The sequence below is a fragment of the Amycolatopsis thermalba genome, assembly GCF_023376025.1.
GTDB classification, from domain to species: domain Bacteria; phylum Actinomycetota; class Actinomycetes; order Mycobacteriales; family Pseudonocardiaceae; genus Amycolatopsis_E; species Amycolatopsis_E thermalba.
The window spans coordinates 5,991,176-6,005,334 of the sequence record NZ_CP091196.1 but is presented as its reverse complement, the minus strand read 5'-3'; the positions used below and the strand labels follow the sequence as shown (position 1 = coordinate 6,005,334).

At 70.4% G+C, this 14,159-nt stretch carries 16 protein-coding genes and 1 pseudogene; 9 read left to right on the top strand and 8 right to left on the bottom strand.

What is annotated here, in order from left to right; translation table 11 throughout:
- The first annotated feature begins 43 nt into the window (after window positions 1-43).
- Complete coding sequence (locus L1857_RS29105) at window positions 44-454, top strand: MerR family transcriptional regulator (protein ID WP_116113946.1); 411 nt, start codon at window positions 44-46, stop codon at window positions 452-454.
- Window positions 455-897: 443 nt separating this feature from the next.
- Window positions 898-1,884 carry an LLM class F420-dependent oxidoreductase gene (locus L1857_RS29100; protein WP_094004214.1) on the top strand — a complete coding sequence of 329 codons (987 nt, stop codon included), beginning with the start codon at window positions 898-900 and terminating at the stop codon, window positions 1,882-1,884.
- Here L1857_RS29100 and pip read toward each other — a convergent pair.
- On the bottom strand, window positions 1,865-2,839 hold the full coding sequence (gene pip / locus L1857_RS29095; protein WP_116113943.1) for a prolyl aminopeptidase: 975 nt from the start codon (window positions 2,837-2,839) through the stop codon (window positions 1,865-1,867). The two genes, L1857_RS29100 and pip, sit on opposite strands and share 20 nt — an antisense overlap.
- 38 nt (window positions 2,840-2,877) lie before the next feature.
- Here pip and L1857_RS29090 point away from each other — a divergent pair, with 38 nt between their 5' ends.
- The 4 genes from L1857_RS29090 to L1857_RS29075 all read left to right on the top strand — a co-directional run bounded on the left by L1857_RS29090 (window position 2,878) and on the right by L1857_RS29075 (window position 5,148).
- A complete protein-coding gene (locus L1857_RS29090) occupies window positions 2,878-3,354 on the top strand; it encodes a MarR family winged helix-turn-helix transcriptional regulator (protein ID WP_116113940.1) in 477 nt (158 codons plus the stop codon).
- A gap of 78 nt (window positions 3,355-3,432) precedes the next feature.
- The gene (locus L1857_RS29085) at window positions 3,433-3,813 is read left to right on the top strand and encodes a hypothetical protein (protein WP_162831222.1); all 381 of its coding nucleotides are present in this window, start codon (window positions 3,433-3,435) and stop codon (window positions 3,811-3,813) included.
- Between the two features lie 43 nt (window positions 3,814-3,856).
- Window positions 3,857-4,573: a class I SAM-dependent methyltransferase gene (locus L1857_RS29080; protein WP_249466870.1), complete on the top strand. Its 717-nt coding sequence runs from the start codon at window positions 3,857-3,859 to the stop codon at window positions 4,571-4,573.
- A 14-nt stretch (window positions 4,574-4,587) separates the two neighbouring features.
- On the top strand, window positions 4,588-5,148 hold the full coding sequence (locus L1857_RS29075) for a DUF4865 family protein (protein WP_094004218.1): 561 nt from the start codon (window positions 4,588-4,590) through the stop codon (window positions 5,146-5,148).
- A 1-nt stretch (window position 5,149) separates the two neighbouring features.
- On the opposite strand, the gene L1857_RS29070 is transcribed toward L1857_RS29075, so the two are convergent.
- Entirely contained in the window at window positions 5,150-5,692 is a 543-nt protein-coding gene (locus L1857_RS29070; RefSeq protein ID WP_094004219.1) for an RBBP9/YdeN family alpha/beta hydrolase, read from the bottom strand.
- A gap of 124 nt (window positions 5,693-5,816) precedes the next feature.
- Between L1857_RS29070 and L1857_RS29065 the strand changes: the two genes are divergently transcribed.
- A complete protein-coding gene (locus tag L1857_RS29065) occupies window positions 5,817-6,257 on the top strand; it encodes an Lrp/AsnC family transcriptional regulator (RefSeq protein ID WP_116113938.1) in 441 nt (146 codons plus the stop codon).
- On the opposite strand, the gene L1857_RS29060 is transcribed toward L1857_RS29065, so the two are convergent.
- Window positions 6,247-7,437, bottom strand: a complete 1,191-nt coding sequence (locus tag L1857_RS29060) for an RtcB family protein (protein ID WP_249466865.1) — start codon at window positions 7,435-7,437, stop codon at window positions 6,247-6,249. The genes L1857_RS29065 and L1857_RS29060 overlap by 11 nt on opposite strands.
- Window positions 7,438-7,503: 66 nt before the next feature.
- Window positions 7,504-7,911 (bottom strand): hypothetical protein, encoded by a 408-nt coding sequence (locus L1857_RS29055; RefSeq protein ID WP_094004222.1) that lies wholly within the window; start codon window positions 7,909-7,911, stop codon window positions 7,504-7,506.
- Window positions 7,912-8,208: 297 nt separating this feature from the next.
- Here L1857_RS29055 and L1857_RS29050 point away from each other — a divergent pair.
- Window positions 8,209-8,547: pseudogene (locus tag L1857_RS29050) on the top strand (IS5 family transposase); the annotation flags it as partial.
- A 15-nt stretch (window positions 8,548-8,562) separates the two neighbouring features.
- Here L1857_RS29050 and L1857_RS29045 read toward each other — a convergent pair.
- On the bottom strand, window positions 8,563-9,846 hold the full coding sequence (locus L1857_RS29045; RefSeq protein ID WP_116115555.1) for an ISL3 family transposase: 1,284 nt from the start codon (window positions 9,844-9,846) through the stop codon (window positions 8,563-8,565).
- Between L1857_RS29045 and L1857_RS29040 the strand changes: the two genes are divergently transcribed.
- A complete protein-coding gene (locus L1857_RS29040; RefSeq protein WP_429728429.1) occupies window positions 9,830-10,492 on the top strand; it encodes an IS5 family transposase in 663 nt (220 codons plus the stop codon). The genes L1857_RS29045 and L1857_RS29040 overlap by 17 nt on opposite strands.
- 415 nt (window positions 10,493-10,907) lie before the next feature.
- On the opposite strand, the gene L1857_RS29035 is transcribed toward L1857_RS29040, so the two are convergent.
- The 3 genes from L1857_RS29035 to paaK form a co-directional block, all read right to left on the bottom strand.
- Window positions 10,908-12,092 (bottom strand): MFS transporter, encoded by a 1,185-nt coding sequence (locus tag L1857_RS29035; protein ID WP_249466861.1) that lies wholly within the window; start codon window positions 12,090-12,092, stop codon window positions 10,908-10,910.
- A gap of 76 nt (window positions 12,093-12,168) precedes the next feature.
- A complete protein-coding gene (locus L1857_RS29030; RefSeq protein ID WP_094004224.1) occupies window positions 12,169-12,783 on the bottom strand; it encodes a TetR/AcrR family transcriptional regulator in 615 nt (204 codons plus the stop codon).
- A gap of 22 nt (window positions 12,784-12,805) precedes the next feature.
- Window positions 12,806-14,152 (bottom strand): phenylacetate--CoA ligase PaaK, encoded by a 1,347-nt coding sequence (gene paaK, locus L1857_RS29025; RefSeq protein WP_116115111.1) that lies wholly within the window; start codon window positions 14,150-14,152, stop codon window positions 12,806-12,808.
- Between the last annotated feature and the right edge of the window lie 7 nt (window positions 14,153-14,159).

Sequence of the window (14,159 nt, the reverse complement as noted above, 5' to 3'; positions counted from 1 at the left end):
GCTAGGAGCTCGACCGGCGTCTAGGTCAAGTTACGCTGGGCCGGTGGACTTGAGCATCGGCGAGGTCGCGCGGCGCACCGGGCTGAGTGTGCACACGCTGCGGCTGTACGAGCGGGAGGGCCTGCTGGCGAGCCCGGTCTCCCGCGACGCGAGCGGCCGCCGCGTCTACCGCGAGGCGGACGTCGAGTGGCTGGAGTACTGCACGCGGTTTCGCGCGTCGGGCATGCCGCTCGAGGCGATCCGCCGGTTCGCGGCCCTGGTGCGGCAGGGCCCGGGCAACGAACCCGAGCGGCTGGCGCTGCTGCGGGAGCACGAGGAGCGGGTGCGGGAGCGGATCGCGGAGCTGCAGGAGAGCCTCGCGGTGATCCGGCACAAGGTGACGGCGTACGCCGAGCACGTGGCGGCCGGCCGCGCCGCGGGCCTGTGGGAGCCGGCCGGGTCCACTGTGGATTGACCCGGTCGTGCCCGCTCCGTCGGTGACGGGCCCATGGCCTGACCCCGCTCAGGCCGATGTGACGAAATCGGACGTCCTCGACGCCCGGACCGGGCGCCTGCCGTGATCTTCCGGACCGGCGCGAACCATGCAAAAAGGATCACACCAGCGGTAACACCAGTCTCTCCGGTAACTCTCGTCGCAGAACGAGGGTGCACTGCGTGAGTCACACCCGGGGTGTGGTTAGTCTTCGCCAGCGAATGTCGTCGAGACCGTCCCGGGGGGTCAGGTGCGCAAGACCAGTTCACGGCCGTGGCAGCGCCGGCCACCGAGCCCGCAGCCGCCGCCGAGCAAGCCGCAGCCGATGCCGGGCCGCATCAGCCGCTGAGGAAGCCGTCAAAACGTCCAAACAGGACACGCAGGCGTCCGCCGGTGGTCACCCGCACCCCGGCTACGCTGGCCGCATGCGCTTCGGACTCTTCGTTCCCCAAGGCTGGCGGCTGGACCTGACCGGTATCGAGCCCGCCCGCCAGTGGGAGACCATGCTCGACATCGCCCGCTACGCCGAGAACGGGCCGTACGAGTCGGTGTGGGTGTACGACCACTTCCACACCGTCCCGGCCCCGCTGGCCGAGGCCACGCACGAGGCGTGGTCGCTGATGGCGGCGCTCGGCGCGACCACGAGCCGCGTCCGGCTGGGCCAGATGTGCACCTGCATGAGCTACCGCAACCCGGCCTACCTGGCCAAGGTCGCGGCGACCACGGACGTCATCTCGGGCGGCCGCGTCGAGATGGGCATCGGCGCCGGCTGGTACGAGCACGAGTGGCGGGCCTACGGCTACGGCTTCCCGCCCGCCGGTCAGCGGCTCGGCATGCTCGACGAGGGCGTGCAGATCATGCGGCAGCTGTGGGCCGAGGGCACGGCGACCCTGGACGGCAAGTACTACCAGGTCGACGGCGCCCTGTCGTACCCGCTGCCGCTGCAGGACGGCGGGATCCCGCTGTGGATCGCCGGCGGTGGCGAGAAGAAGACGCTGCGGATCGCCGCCCGGTACGCCCAGTACACCAACTTCGCCGGGGGCGCCGAGGACTTCAAGCACAAGTCCGAGGTCCTCGCCGCGCACTGCGCTGACGTGGGCACCGACTTCGACGCCATCGTCCGCTCGGCCAACTACCACGTCGTCATCGGCGAGACCGAGAAGGACGTGGCCGACCGCCTCGCGTGGATCCGCGCGCACTTCGAGCCGCACCTGTCCGCCGACCTGCTCGAGAGCACCGTGAACTCGTTCGCGAACGGTCCGCTGGTCGGCACCCCCGAGCAGATCGCCGAGCGGCTCACCGAGCTGCGCGGCCTGGGCATGACCTACGCGATCACCTACTTCGCCGACATCGCCTACGACCGCGCGTCGGTGGAGCTGTTCACGAACAAGGTCATCCCCGAGCTGGCCTGACCGCGAACTCGTCCAGTGCGGCGCGCCACGCCGCACGCATCGCGTCGCTGCCGGTGTGGCCGGAGTCGTCGATCACGATCAGTTCGGCGTCCGGCCACACCCGGGTCAGCTCCCACGCGGTCTCCACCGGGCTGCTGATGTCGAACCGGCCGTGGATGAGCTTGCCTGGAATGCCCTTGAGCCGGTGGGCCTCGCGGATCAGCACGCCCTCCTCCAGCCAGGCGGCGTTGGAGAAGTAGTGCGCGCAGATCCGGGTCATCGCGAGCAGGTCGCGGGACGGCCGGTCGCTGTAGGAGTTGGGCACGCCGTTGGGTTCCAGCGAGACCGCGGCGTCCTCCCACGTGCTCCAGTCCCGCGCGGCCTTGTTCCGCACCTCGGGATCCGGATCCGCCAGCAGGCGCGCGTAGGCGGCGAGGATGTCGAAGGTGTCGCCCTCGACGTCGCCGGCGCCGGCCCGGAACCGCTCCAGCTCCGCCGGGAAGAACCGGCCCACCCCGTTGTACAGCCAGTCGATCTCGCGCCGGCGGGTGGTGGTGACCCCGGCGATCACGATCTCGCTGACCCGCTCCGGGTGCCGCTCGGCGTAGGCGAGTTGCAGCGTCGAACCCCACGAGCCGCCGAAGAGCAGCCACTGCTCGACGTCCAGGTGCTCGCGCAGCCGTTCCATGTCCGCGATCAGGTGCTCGGTCGTGTTGTGGGTCAGGTCGGTCGCCGGATCGCTCGCGTGCGGGGTGCTGCGGCCGCAGTTGCGCTGGTCGAACAGGATGATCCGGTAGCGCTCGGGGTCGAAGAAGCCGCGTGAGCTGGTCCAGCCGCCGGAGCCGGGGCCGCCGTGGACGAACACGGCGGGCTTGCCGGCCGGGTTGCCGCACTCGGCCCAGTGGATTCGGTTGCCGTCGCCGACGTCCAGCATGCCTTCGGTGTGGGGTTCGGCGACGGGGTGGAGCTGGGTCATGATCCCTCCAGATGCAACAGTGCTGTTATATTAGCGCTGTGACAATTCCCGGCTCCGAACTGCTCGCCACCCGGCTGCGGCACCTGCTGGAGCTGCTGGACGGCGACGTCGCCGCCATCTACGCCGACCTCGGGCTGGACTGGTTCCGGCCGCGGTTCGCGCCCGTCATCCGGACGCTGGCCGCCGGCCCGCAGCCGATCCGGGACCTGGCCGCCGCCATCGGCGTCACCCATTCGGCGGCGAGCCAGACGGTCGCGCAGATGGTGAAGGCGGAGCTGGTGACGCTGAGCCCGGGTGCGGACGCCCGTCACCGCATCGTCCACCTGACGCCCAAGGCGGCGGACCTGCTGCCGGTGCTGGACGCGGAGTGGGCGGCGACCTCCGCGGCGGCGAAGGATTTCGAAGCCGGGCTCGCCTACCCGCTCAGCCGGCTGGTCGACGAGGCGATCGAGGCCTTGCGTGAGCGCCCGATGCGGCAGCGGATCGCCGACGCGGCACCGGATCTGCTCCGCTGACGACGAGCAGGTTTCGCGTTCTCTTGATCGGGGTACAACGACGCTCCATGCCCGTTGAACGAACAGCGGAGGACCGTCTTGCCGGATTCAGCCCAGATCTGCGACAGAACCAGCGGCGTGCCCCTGCTGGGCGCGCCCCACCTCGCCGGGCTCCGGCGGCACCTCCGCGAGCTTCTGGGCGGGGAGGACGAGGAAGCGGTCGCGCGGGCGCTCGTCGTCGCCGACACCCTCGCCAGTCTCGCCTGCCGCCACGCCCACCCGCCGTTCACCGTCCGGTTGCGGTACGCCGAGGGCGTGAGCCTGCGGGCCGAGATCCGCGAGCTGCGCTGCGGCACCCTGCCCGGTCACGCGGCGCTGCGGCTCCCGCTGCACATCCTCGACTGCCTCGCCCGCACCTGGTGCGTCGATCTGCAGGACCACCACGGTGTGCTCGTCGCCGAGGTCGACCTGGCCGGGTGAAATCCGGTTGCGCCACCCCGCGGCGGACGTGAGGCTGCCGCACGTGACCGAAGCGTTCTTCGCGTTGTTCCACGGCCTGCCGCGGCAGGGGCCGGGGTCGGACGCCACCACCCTCCGCCTCCTCGAACTCGCCGCGCCGCTGCCCGAGCGGCCCCGCGTGCTCGACCTCGGGTGCGGCCCCGGCCGGTCCGCGCTGCTGCTGGCGAAGGCCGGTGCCCGGGTGACCGGCCTCGACACCCACCAGCCGTTCCTCGACGACCTCGCCCGGGCGGCCGAGGGGCTCGACGTGGAGACCGTCAACGCCTCGATGGCCGAGCCGCCGTTCCCGGACGGCACGTTCGACCTCCTGTGGGCCGAGAGCGCGGTGTTCGTCCTCGGGTTCGACACCGCGCTGCGCACGTGGAAGCGGCTGCTCAAGCCGGGCGGCACGCTCGTGCTCACCGAATGCGAATGGTCCACCGGCGAGCCGTCCGCGGCGGTCCGGGAGTTCTGGGACGCGCAGTATCCACTGCGGACGACCGCGCAGAACACCGCCGCGGCGGAAGCGGCCGGCTACCGGGTGGACGCGGTGCTGCCGCAGCCGGACAGCGACTGGTTCGACGAGTTCTACGACCACCTGGAAGCCCGCGCCGACGCCGCCGACACCAGTGACCCGGCGATGGCCGAGGCGGTCGCCGCGGCGCGGCGGGAGATCGCCATGCGGCGCGAGCACGGCGCGGAGTACCAGTACACCGGCTACGTGCTCCGTACATACCAGTAGGTACACTCGCGCGGGTGTACGCCACGCAGTACGAGATCAGCCTGCCGGCCGACTACGACATGGGCATCATCCGCAAGCGGGTGGCCGACCGCGGGCACGCGCTGGACGACCGCGCGGGGCTCGGCCTGAAGGCGTACCTCGTCCGGGAGAGCCCGAACCAGTACGCGCCGTTCTACCTGTGGCGCGACACCGGCCGGATGGCGGAGTTCCTGGCCGGTGGCGGCGGTTTCCACAACATCGTGCGGGATTTCGGCCGCCCGGTGGTGCGGCACTGGACGGGCCTGGCGTTCGAGCGCGGCCCGGTGTTCGACGCGGTCCCGCGGCGGGCTTCCCGTCTCATCACGCCGATCCCGGACGGCGACCCGGCGAGCGCTGTAGAAGAGGCACTCGCCGGGGCGTCCGTGATCGCTCGTGAGTCCGGCGTGCACAGCGTGGCGCTCGCGCTGGACCCGCACCACTGGCAGCTGGCGCGGTTCATCCTCGGCGAGGATGACGGCGAGGCCACCGAGCGGTACGAGGTGCTGCACCTGTCGGTGCCGGAACTGGCCGCCGTCCGCGTGGGACGGCAGTGGTAGCTCAGCCGGCGACCTCGGCGAGGAGGTCCAGGCCGGCCGTCCACTCGCCGAGGCCGCTGCCGGAGTTGAGGTGGCCGTGCCCGGCGAGTACGCGCCGGGGGACCCGCCACGCGTCGGCGAGCGCGGCGGACGCCGCCGGGTCGCAGTAGGGGTCGTCGTCGCTCGCGACGACCAGGCCGGGGCAGGGCAGTGGCCGGGCCCGCAGGTCTGCGAACGCCGGCGCGGCCTGGCGGGGGAACGCCGGTCCCCGCGGATCCGGTGGTGCGACCAGGAAGGCGGCGACGCCGTGCGGTGGTGCCGAGACCAGCCACTCGGCGGCCGCCCAGCAGCCGAGACTGTGCGCCACCAGCACAACCCGGTCGTCGCGGCGCACCGCGGCCGTATGGGCGGCCCCGATTGCGGCCACCCAGTCCGCGAGGTCCGGCTCGGCCCAGGAGGCCGGGGCGATCCGGACGGCCGAGGCGCCCCACCGCGCCTCCCACGCGGTCTGCCAGTGCTTCTCGTCCGATCCGTCGATGCCGGGGATGATGACGTACGCGACCAACGTCCACCGCCACTTCCATTCGTGGCGCCCGCCCCTCGCGGGCGCTGCCCGAGGGGATTGTGAATGGACCAGCTGTGCGTGACGGGCGTGGCAAGCGATCTCAAGGGAAGTGGCGGCGACAACGATGGAATCACTCGACGAGATCGACCGCGCGATCCTGGAGTTGCTGCAGGCCGACGGCCGGCTCAGCGGCGCCGAGGTGGGCCGCCGGGTGGGGCTGTCCCAGCCGGCGGCCGCCGCGCGCATCCAGCGCCTGGAGAAGAGCGGCGTCATCCTCGGCTACCGCGCCGTCGTCGACCCGGCCGCGGTCGGGTTGAACATCCACGCCGTCGTCCGGTTGCGCACCACGCACGCCCGGCTGGCGAAGGCGCTCGCCCTCGCCGAGCGGATTCCCGACGTCGTCTCGACGGTCCGGGTGACCGGCGAGGACTGCCTGCTGTTCGACGTGCACTGCACGCACGCCGAACGGCTCGAGCAGGTCGTGGACTCGCTGGCCCGCTTCGGGCCGGTCACCACGTCGCTCGTGTTGCGCAGCTACCCGCCGAAGCCGCTGCCTACCCCTTGACGCACACCACCTGCTTGAGGTGCGCGACGACTTCCACCAGGTCGGTCTGCGCCCGGATCACCGAGTCGATGTCCTTGTAGGCGGCCGGGATCTCGTCGACCACGCCCTCGTCCTTGCGGCACTCCACGCCGCTGGTCTGGGCGGCGAGGTCGGCCGCGGTGAACGTCTTGCGGGCCTTGGTCCGCGACATGCGCCGCCCGGCGCCGTGCGACGCCGAGTGGAACGAGGTCTCGTTGCCGAGGCCGCGCACGATGTAGGAGCCGGTGCCCATGCTGCCCGGGATGATCCCGAGGTCACCCGAGCCGGCGCGGATCGCGCCCTTGCGGGTGACCAGCACGTCCACGCCGTCGTAGGTCTCCTCGGCGACGTAGTTGTGGTGGCACGAGATCGGCTCGTCGAACCGCACGCCGGGCACCGTGTCGGCCACCGCCTGCTGCACGAGCGCGACCATGGTGGCGCGGTTGCGGGCCGCGTACTCCTGCGCCCAGAACAGGTCGCGCCGGTACGCCTCCATCTCCGGGGTGCCGGCGACGAACACGGCCAGGTCGCGGTCGGGCAGGTCCGCGTTGTGCGGCAGCTTGCGGGCGATGTCGATGTGCCGCTTGGCCAGCTCGTTGCCGATCCCGCGCGAGCCCGAGTGCAGCATCAGCCACACGCGGCCGGCGTCCGGGCCGCCCTGCTCGAGGCAGACCTCGATGAAGTGGTTGCCGCCGCCGAGGCTGCCGATCTGCGCCCGCGCCCGGTCGCGCAGGTTCTGCACGCCGGTGTGCAGGTGCCCGAACGCCTGCCAGAACTCGTTCCAGCCGCCGGTGCCGGGCACGTGCGCGGGGTCGACCGGGGTGCGGTGCATGGCGAAGCCGACCGGAACGGCGTCCTCGATGCGGCGCCGCAGCCGGCCGAGGTCGTCGGGCAGGTCGTCGGCGGTCAGCGAGGTGCGGACCGCGCTCATGCCGCAGCCGATGTCCACGCCCACCGCGGCGGGGGAGACCGCGTCCCGCATGGCGATCACGCTGCCGACCGTCGCGCCCTTGCCGTAGTGCACGTCCGGCATGACGGCCAGACCGTGCACCCACGGCAGGTTGGCGACGTTGTGCAGCTGACGCATCGCGGCGTCCTCGACGGTCGCCGGGTCGGCCCACATGCGGATCGGCACGCGGGCGCCCTCGACGGCGGTGAACATCCGAAGATCCTTTCGCTGGAGTGGATCCACAGGGTTACCCGCGAAAGGTCCCGGAGCAACCGGATTTCAGTAGTCGTCGCGCCCGGTGAGTTGTTCCTCGAGCAGCTCGGCGGAGCTGGTGACCAGCGCGAGCGGGTCGACGAACTCGTTGATGTCGAGGTTCGCCAGCGGGAGTGAGTGCCGGAGCACCAGGTACTCGCCCATGACGACCACCCCGCCCACGACGGTGGTGTGCCCCACCTCGGCGAGGACCCCGACCACGTCCACTTCGTCCACCCGCGCGAACGGGGTCGCGATCTGGATCCACTCGTCCCGCCGATCGAGAACCTCCCGGGCGATGACGACGATCTGGGTGCGCTCTTCCTCCTCGGGATCGGATTGGAAACGCACCCGGATGCGCAGTTCGTCCGGTTCGTCCCGGATCACCTTGTACTGCTGCCGGATGAACGTCGCGAGATCGCGCCAGGTCGTCACCCCAGGAGTTCCCTTCTTCGTGCCCGGATGGTCACGGGAAGTGAAGCACAGATGATCTAGGAACGGGACGGCACCAGGAAGATACGCACCCGAACCGCCGGCCGGCAACGCAACGGAACCGACCTCGCCACAGGCCGCGCGGCAGCCCTGCAAACCGGCGCCCGGCAACGGCAGTGGCCCGGCACTCGCCTGCCCGCGCGGCAGCCCAGCAAACCGCCGCCCGGCAACGCAAGTTGACCGACTAGGTCCTGTCCTGTAATTGATCTAGCTGCGGTTCTGGTTTGATCTTGGGTTGTGGTGGGTCGGGGTGAGGTGACGGATCGGGCGTGGGCGTGGATCGAGCCGCTGCTGCCGCCGGTGTCGGGTCGGGGTCGGCGGTGGCGGGATCACCGTCAGGTGCTCAACGCGATTCTGTGGAAGCTACGCACCGGCGCTCCGTGGCGTGACCTGCCCGAACGGTATGGGCCGTGGAAGACCGCGCACGAGCGGTTGCGGTTGTGGACCGCGGATGGCACCTGGCAGAAGATTCTGGACGAGGTGATCGTCAAAGACGACTCGGTCGGCGAGGTCGAGTGGGTCATTTCGGTTGATTCGAGCGTGGTCCGGGCGCACCAGCACGCTGCTGGCGCCCGGAAAAAGGGCTCTGTTGATCTATGTGTGGGTGCGGTCAGGTAGTTCGGGGCGGTAGCCGCCGAGCGCGAGGAGTGCGAGGGAGATCAGGGCGTCGGCGTGTTTGAACCCGAAGGCCAGGCGGGTCAGTAGCCGGATCTTGGTGTTGGTCGATTCGATCAGCGCGTTGGACAGACCGTGATCCAAGCTCGCGTGGATCGCCGGCAGCTCGGACCGGATAGTGCGGGCGAGCTTGACGAACTCGGGTATCCGGCAGCGCACTGCCCAGGACAGCCACCGTTGCAGCGCTTCTTTTCCGGCCTGCCCGCCCACGGCGAAGACGTGTCGAAGGCCTTCTTTGAGCAGGTAGGCGCGGTAAAGCCGGGGGTTGGTCTTGGCGATCCAGGTCAATTTGTGACGCTGATGATCGGTGAGGTTGTCCGGGTTCTTCCACAACGCCCATCGTGCGCGTTTCATGCCTTGAGCCGGACCGGCTGAGGCGGTGCGGCCACGCCGGTCTTTGTGGCTTCCGCCAGGCTGGCGGCGTGCGGTATTCCATACCTGGCGCCGAACCTGGTCTAGAGCATCGGTGGCCCATTTGACCACGTGGAACGGATCAGCGCAGCGGATCGCGTCCGGGCAGTACTGTTCGACGGTCCGCGCGATCCACGCGGCCGCGTCCGCCGAGACATGCGTGATCTGCGCGCATCGATCGGCTCCGAGCAACTCGAAGAACACGGCCAACGTCGGTTTGTCGTTGCCCGCCGCCGCCCATACCAGCCGGCCGGTGTCGTGATCGACAACAATGGTGAGATATCGATGGTTCTTCTTATAGCTGATCTCATCGACCCCGATTCTGCGCAGCCCGGCCAGGCGATCCACCCTCGCGTCGATATCGGCCCGGACCCGGGTGATGATCGAGCCGACCGTCGGCCAGGCGATCCGCATCAGCTGCGCGACCGTGGACCTCGACGTCGCGGTCGCCAGCCAGGCGACGGTGTCGTCGAACGCGCGGGTATGCCCAGCACCGTGCCGCGCCCAGGGCACCGCACTGACCACGACCCCGTGCTGGCGACACCGCACCCGGGATGCGTCCGCCTCGACGAACGCCTGAATAGTTCCCAGGTCCAGTGCACGCCATCGCCGCCGGCCCCGGCCGGCGTCATACCGCGGGCATCGCCGCGAGCACACCCCGCACCGGTCACGATCCCGGCTCCGGACCCGCACCGCGGCCACCAGCACCTGCGCGGCCCCATCGAACTCGACCGACTCCACGACCGCCGGATTCACACCCAGCAACCGACCCCATATCCTGGCAGCGGGCACGTCGTTCTCCGTCTATCCGGTTTCTGTTCCTCGACAGCTCAGAAACCTAGACCCAGCAACGACGTGCCCCTCCGCTACCTGGGCAGACCCACCCACACATCAGTACAAAGAGCCGGAAAAAGGGGGCTGCGCACCCGGCGTCGAGGCGCTCGCGGTCGACGGGGAAGGACTCGGACGCTCCCGCGGAGGACTGAGCACCAAAATCCATCTCGCCGTCGATGGCCGCGGGCTGCCGATGCGGGTGCTGCTCACCGGCGGCCACGCCGGCGACAACCCACAACTGCTGCCGCTGCTCGACGGCATCGCGGTCGCCCGGATCGGGCCAGGCAGGCCGCGATGCCGACCCGATCGTGTGGTCGCGGATAAGGCCTACTCGCACCCCTCAACTCGGCAAGCGATGCGGGATCGGCGGATCCGGTTCGTCAGTCCCGAGCGGGAGGATCAGATCGCCCGCCGCGTCGCCAGAGGTTCACGCGGCGGACGACCACCCGCCTTCGATGCCGAGACCTACAAGCGGCGCAACATGGTCGAACGCTGCTTCAACCGGCTCAAACAGTTTCGCGACCTAGCCACCCGCTACGCCAAACGCGCCGCCTACTACCAAGCCGAACTCACCATCGCCGCCATCATCCTCTGGCTCCGATGACTTACAGGACACTTCCTACGCCCCAGACCTCCCCCGCCCCCGATCCACAGCCCGCTTTTGGTCGCCGATCAGCGGGGTCAAGGTACTCTTTCCCGCCTTGACGCCGCTGCTCGGCGACCAATACACACTCGAGGTGAGGGGGCGGGGGAGGTCACCCAAGGTGACCGTTAGGCGCCGTAGGCGCCTTTGACCCTGCGCGAAGCGCAGGAAAAGATCAAAAGATGTCCTCGCCGGACGGGCAGGCTCCGGGATGACGGAAAAGCCCGTCGTCTCACCTTGACGGGGTGGTCGCCGGGCGGTCATCCCGTCGCCTTCCGGTTTGTGCATATCACCTTGAGCCCGGGCCGCAAGGTTGGCATGTCACCTCACCACCCAGCGAGGGTTGCGGCCCTGGCTCAAGGTGATCGTTCCGGTGTCAGGCGACGGGATGACCACCCAGCTTCTCTTGTGTTGCTGTTGCCCAAATGGCCAGCCCGATCATCGGCAGCACGGCGCCGAAGAGACTGGGCCCGGCCCAGCCGAAAGCGTCGTACAAACTCCCCGCCAGTGCCGATGCCACCGCGCCGCCCACGAAGATCGTCGTCATGAACACCGTGTTGATGCGGGCTCGCGCGTCCGCCCGCAGGCCGTAGATCTCCCGCTGGCTCAGCACCTGGTGGCCCTGCACCGCGAGGTCCAGCACGACCCCGGCCAGCGCCAGCACCACCAGCGAACCCGCCCCGAGCCAGGCCACCACCATCGCCACCGCGGCCAGCCCCAGCGCCACCCCGCTGCCGATCCGGCCGTGGCCCCGGTCGCCCAGCCGGCCGGCCAGGGGTGCGGCCGCCGCGCCCGCCGCTCCGACGAGCGCGAAGACACCCACCTCGGTCTGGGACAGCCCGTGCCGTCCGACCAGCTCGAACGCCACCGAGGTCCAGAACGCCGAGAACGCCCCGAACATCAGCGCCTGGCACACCGCCCGCCGCCGCAGCGCCGGTTCCTCCCGGGCCAGCGTCAGGATCGAACCCATCAGCCGCCGGTAACCCGCGTCGTGCGAAGGCCGGCGGTGCGGCAGCATCCGGCGCACCGCGACCGCCACCACCAGCATCAGCACCGCCGACACGAAGTAGATCGTGCGCCACCCGAACGCCCCGGCGACCAGGCTGGACAGCGTCCGCGCCAGCAGGATCCCCAGCAGCAGCCCGGTCATCACGGTGCCGACGAACCGGCCGCGCTGCTCCTCAGGCGCGAGGTGCGCGGCGAACGGGATGAGGATCTGCGCCACCACCGAGGTCACCCCGATCAGCACCGACGCCGCCAGGAACACCCCGAACACCGGCGCCACCGCCGCGACCACCAGCGCCAGCGCGGTGAACACCAGCGTCCGCGAGGCCAGCGCCCGGTTCTCCACCAGATCGCCCAGCGGCATCAGCAATGCGAGCCCGGCCGCGTACCCGAGCTGGGTCAGCGTCACCACCAGCCCGGCACTGCCCTGGCTCACGCCGAACGCGGTCGCGATCCCGGCCAGCAGCGGCTGGGCGTAGTACAGGTTCGCCACCGTGGTGCCGCACGAGAACGCGAGCACCACCATGATCAGCCGCAGGTTGCGGTCTTCCGGCATGACAGTGCCGACACCGCGAGCACCCCCGGCATTCCCGGTGTGAGGCCGTTCACCCGGGAAACCCGGCATCGGAGTCCTAAGCGGACCGGATGCGCAACCCGTCGAACGCGACCGCCGCCACCGTCTCCGCCAGCTGCTCCCCGCTCTGCCCGCCGCGCGGCCGGTACCACTCGATCAGCGAGTTGACCATGCCGAACAGCAACCGCGCCGCGGTGGGCGGGTCGATGTCCGGCCGCAGGTCGCCCTCGTCCACGGCCTTGGTGACCAGCTCGGACACGATGTGGTCGAACTCGCGGCGACGGGCCAGCGCGTCCCGCTCCACCTTGGTGTTGCCGCGCACCCGCAGCAGCAGCGTCACGAACGGCAGCCGGTCGACCAGCACCCGCACGCTGCCCCGCACCAGGTACTCCAGCCGGTCGACCGCGCGCCCGTCGACCGAATCCAGTTCGGCCACGATCTCGAACAACCCGTCCAGCGCGCGGTTCACCGCCAGCCGCAACAACTCCTGCTTGCTCGGCACGTGGTGGTAGATGGCGGACTTCGTGATGCCGAGCTTGCGCGACAGGTCCTCCATGCTGGTGCCGTCGTAGCCGCGCTCGTTGAACAGCTTGACCGCGACCGCCAGCAGGGACTCCAGGTCGTAGCCCGGCCTGCCGCGCCGGGCGGGCCGGGCCGGGGGTGCGGTCGTCATGGCCCCAGTATCCCAACCGGTCTCAGGCCGGCGGCCGCTGGTCGATCACGCGGCGCAGCTTGCCCATCGACCGTTCCAGCGTGTCCGGGTCGAGCACCTCGACGCCGACGCTGACCCCGACGCCGTCCTTGACCCGCGCGGCGATCTCCGCCGCGGCACCGCGACGGCGGTCGGCCGGGGTGTCGTGCCGCGCCTCGACCAGGACGGTGAGGTGGTCCATCCGGTCCTGTTTGGTCAGCTTGAGCTGGAAGTGCGGCGCCAGGCCCGCGGTGGCGAGCACGATCTCCTCGATCTGCGTGGGGAACACGTTGATCCCGCGCAGGATGATCATGTCGTCGCTGCGGCCGGTCACCTTGTCCATGCGCCGGAACGCCGGGCGCGCGGTGCCCGGGCGCAGCGCGGTCAGGTCCCGCGTGCGGTAGCGGATCACCGGCGTCGCCTGCTTGGTGAGCGAGGTGAACAGGAGCTCACCGGTCTCGCCCTCGGCCAGCACGGTGCCCTCGACCGGGTCGACCACCTCGGGGTAGAAGTGGTCCTCCCAGATGTGCAGGCCGTCCTTGGTCTCCACGCACTCCTGCGCCACGCCGGGACCCATCACCTCGGACAGGCCGTAGATGTCCACGGCGTGCAGGTCCATCCGCTGCTCGATCTCGCGCCGCATCTGCTCGGTCCACGGCTCCGCGCCGAAGATGCCCACCCGCAGCGAGGACTTCGCCGGGTCGAGGCCCTGCCGTTCGAACTCGTCCATCAGCGTCAGCATGTAGGACGGGGTCACCATGATGACCTCGGGCCGGAAGTCGGTGATGATCTGCACCTGCCGCGCGGTCATGCCCCCGGACGCGGGGATCGCGGTGCAGCCCAGCTTCTCGACGCCGTAGTGCGCGCCGAGCCCGCCGGTGAACAGGCCGTAGCCGTAGGCCACGTGCACCTTGTGCCCGGGACGGCCGCCCGCCGCGTAGATCGAGCGGGCCATCACCGTCGCCCAGGTGTCGATGTCGGCTTCGGTGTACCCGACGACGGTCGGTTTGCCGGTGGTGCCGCTGGAGGCGTGGATGCGGCGCACCTGCTCCTGCGGCACGGCGAACATGCCGAACGGGTAGTTGTCGCGCAGGTCGTGCTTGGTGGTGCAGGGGAACTTCGCCAGGTCGGCCAGCTCGCGGCAGTCGTCCGGGTGCACCCCGGCCTCGTCGAACTTGCGGCGGTAGAACGGCACGTTCCGGTAGGCGTGCCGGAGTGTCCACTGCAGACGCTCCAGCTGGGTGGCGCGCAGCTCGTCGACGCTCATCCGCTCGGCGGCGGTCAGGTCGTCCGGCGCCGGCGCGGTGCCGAGACGCTTCGCGTGGGGCACGTCGCTGTGCATGGTCGTCATGGGGACC

Coding starts and splice junctions, on each gene's coding strand:
- L1857_RS29100 (WP_094004214.1), top strand. CDS start 898: ATGCGCTTCGGACTCTTCGTTCCCCAAGGCTGGCGGCTGGACCTGACC.
- pip (WP_116113943.1), bottom strand. CDS start 2,839: ATGACCCAGCTCCACCCCGTCGCCGAACCCCACACCGAAGGCATGCTG.
- L1857_RS29065 (WP_116113938.1), top strand. CDS start 5,817: ATGGAATCACTCGACGAGATCGACCGCGCGATCCTGGAGTTGCTGCAG.
- L1857_RS29060 (WP_249466865.1), bottom strand. CDS start 7,437: ATGTTCACCGCCGTCGAGGGCGCCCGCGTGCCGATCCGCATGTGGGCC.
- L1857_RS29035 (WP_249466861.1), bottom strand. CDS start 12,092: ATGCCGGAAGACCGCAACCTGCGGCTGATCATGGTGGTGCTCGCGTTC.
- L1857_RS29030 (WP_094004224.1), bottom strand. CDS start 12,783: ATGACGACCGCACCCCCGGCCCGGCCCGCCCGGCGCGGCAGGCCGGGC.
- paaK (WP_116115111.1), bottom strand. CDS start 14,152: ATGACGACCATGCACAGCGACGTGCCCCACGCGAAGCGTCTCGGCACC.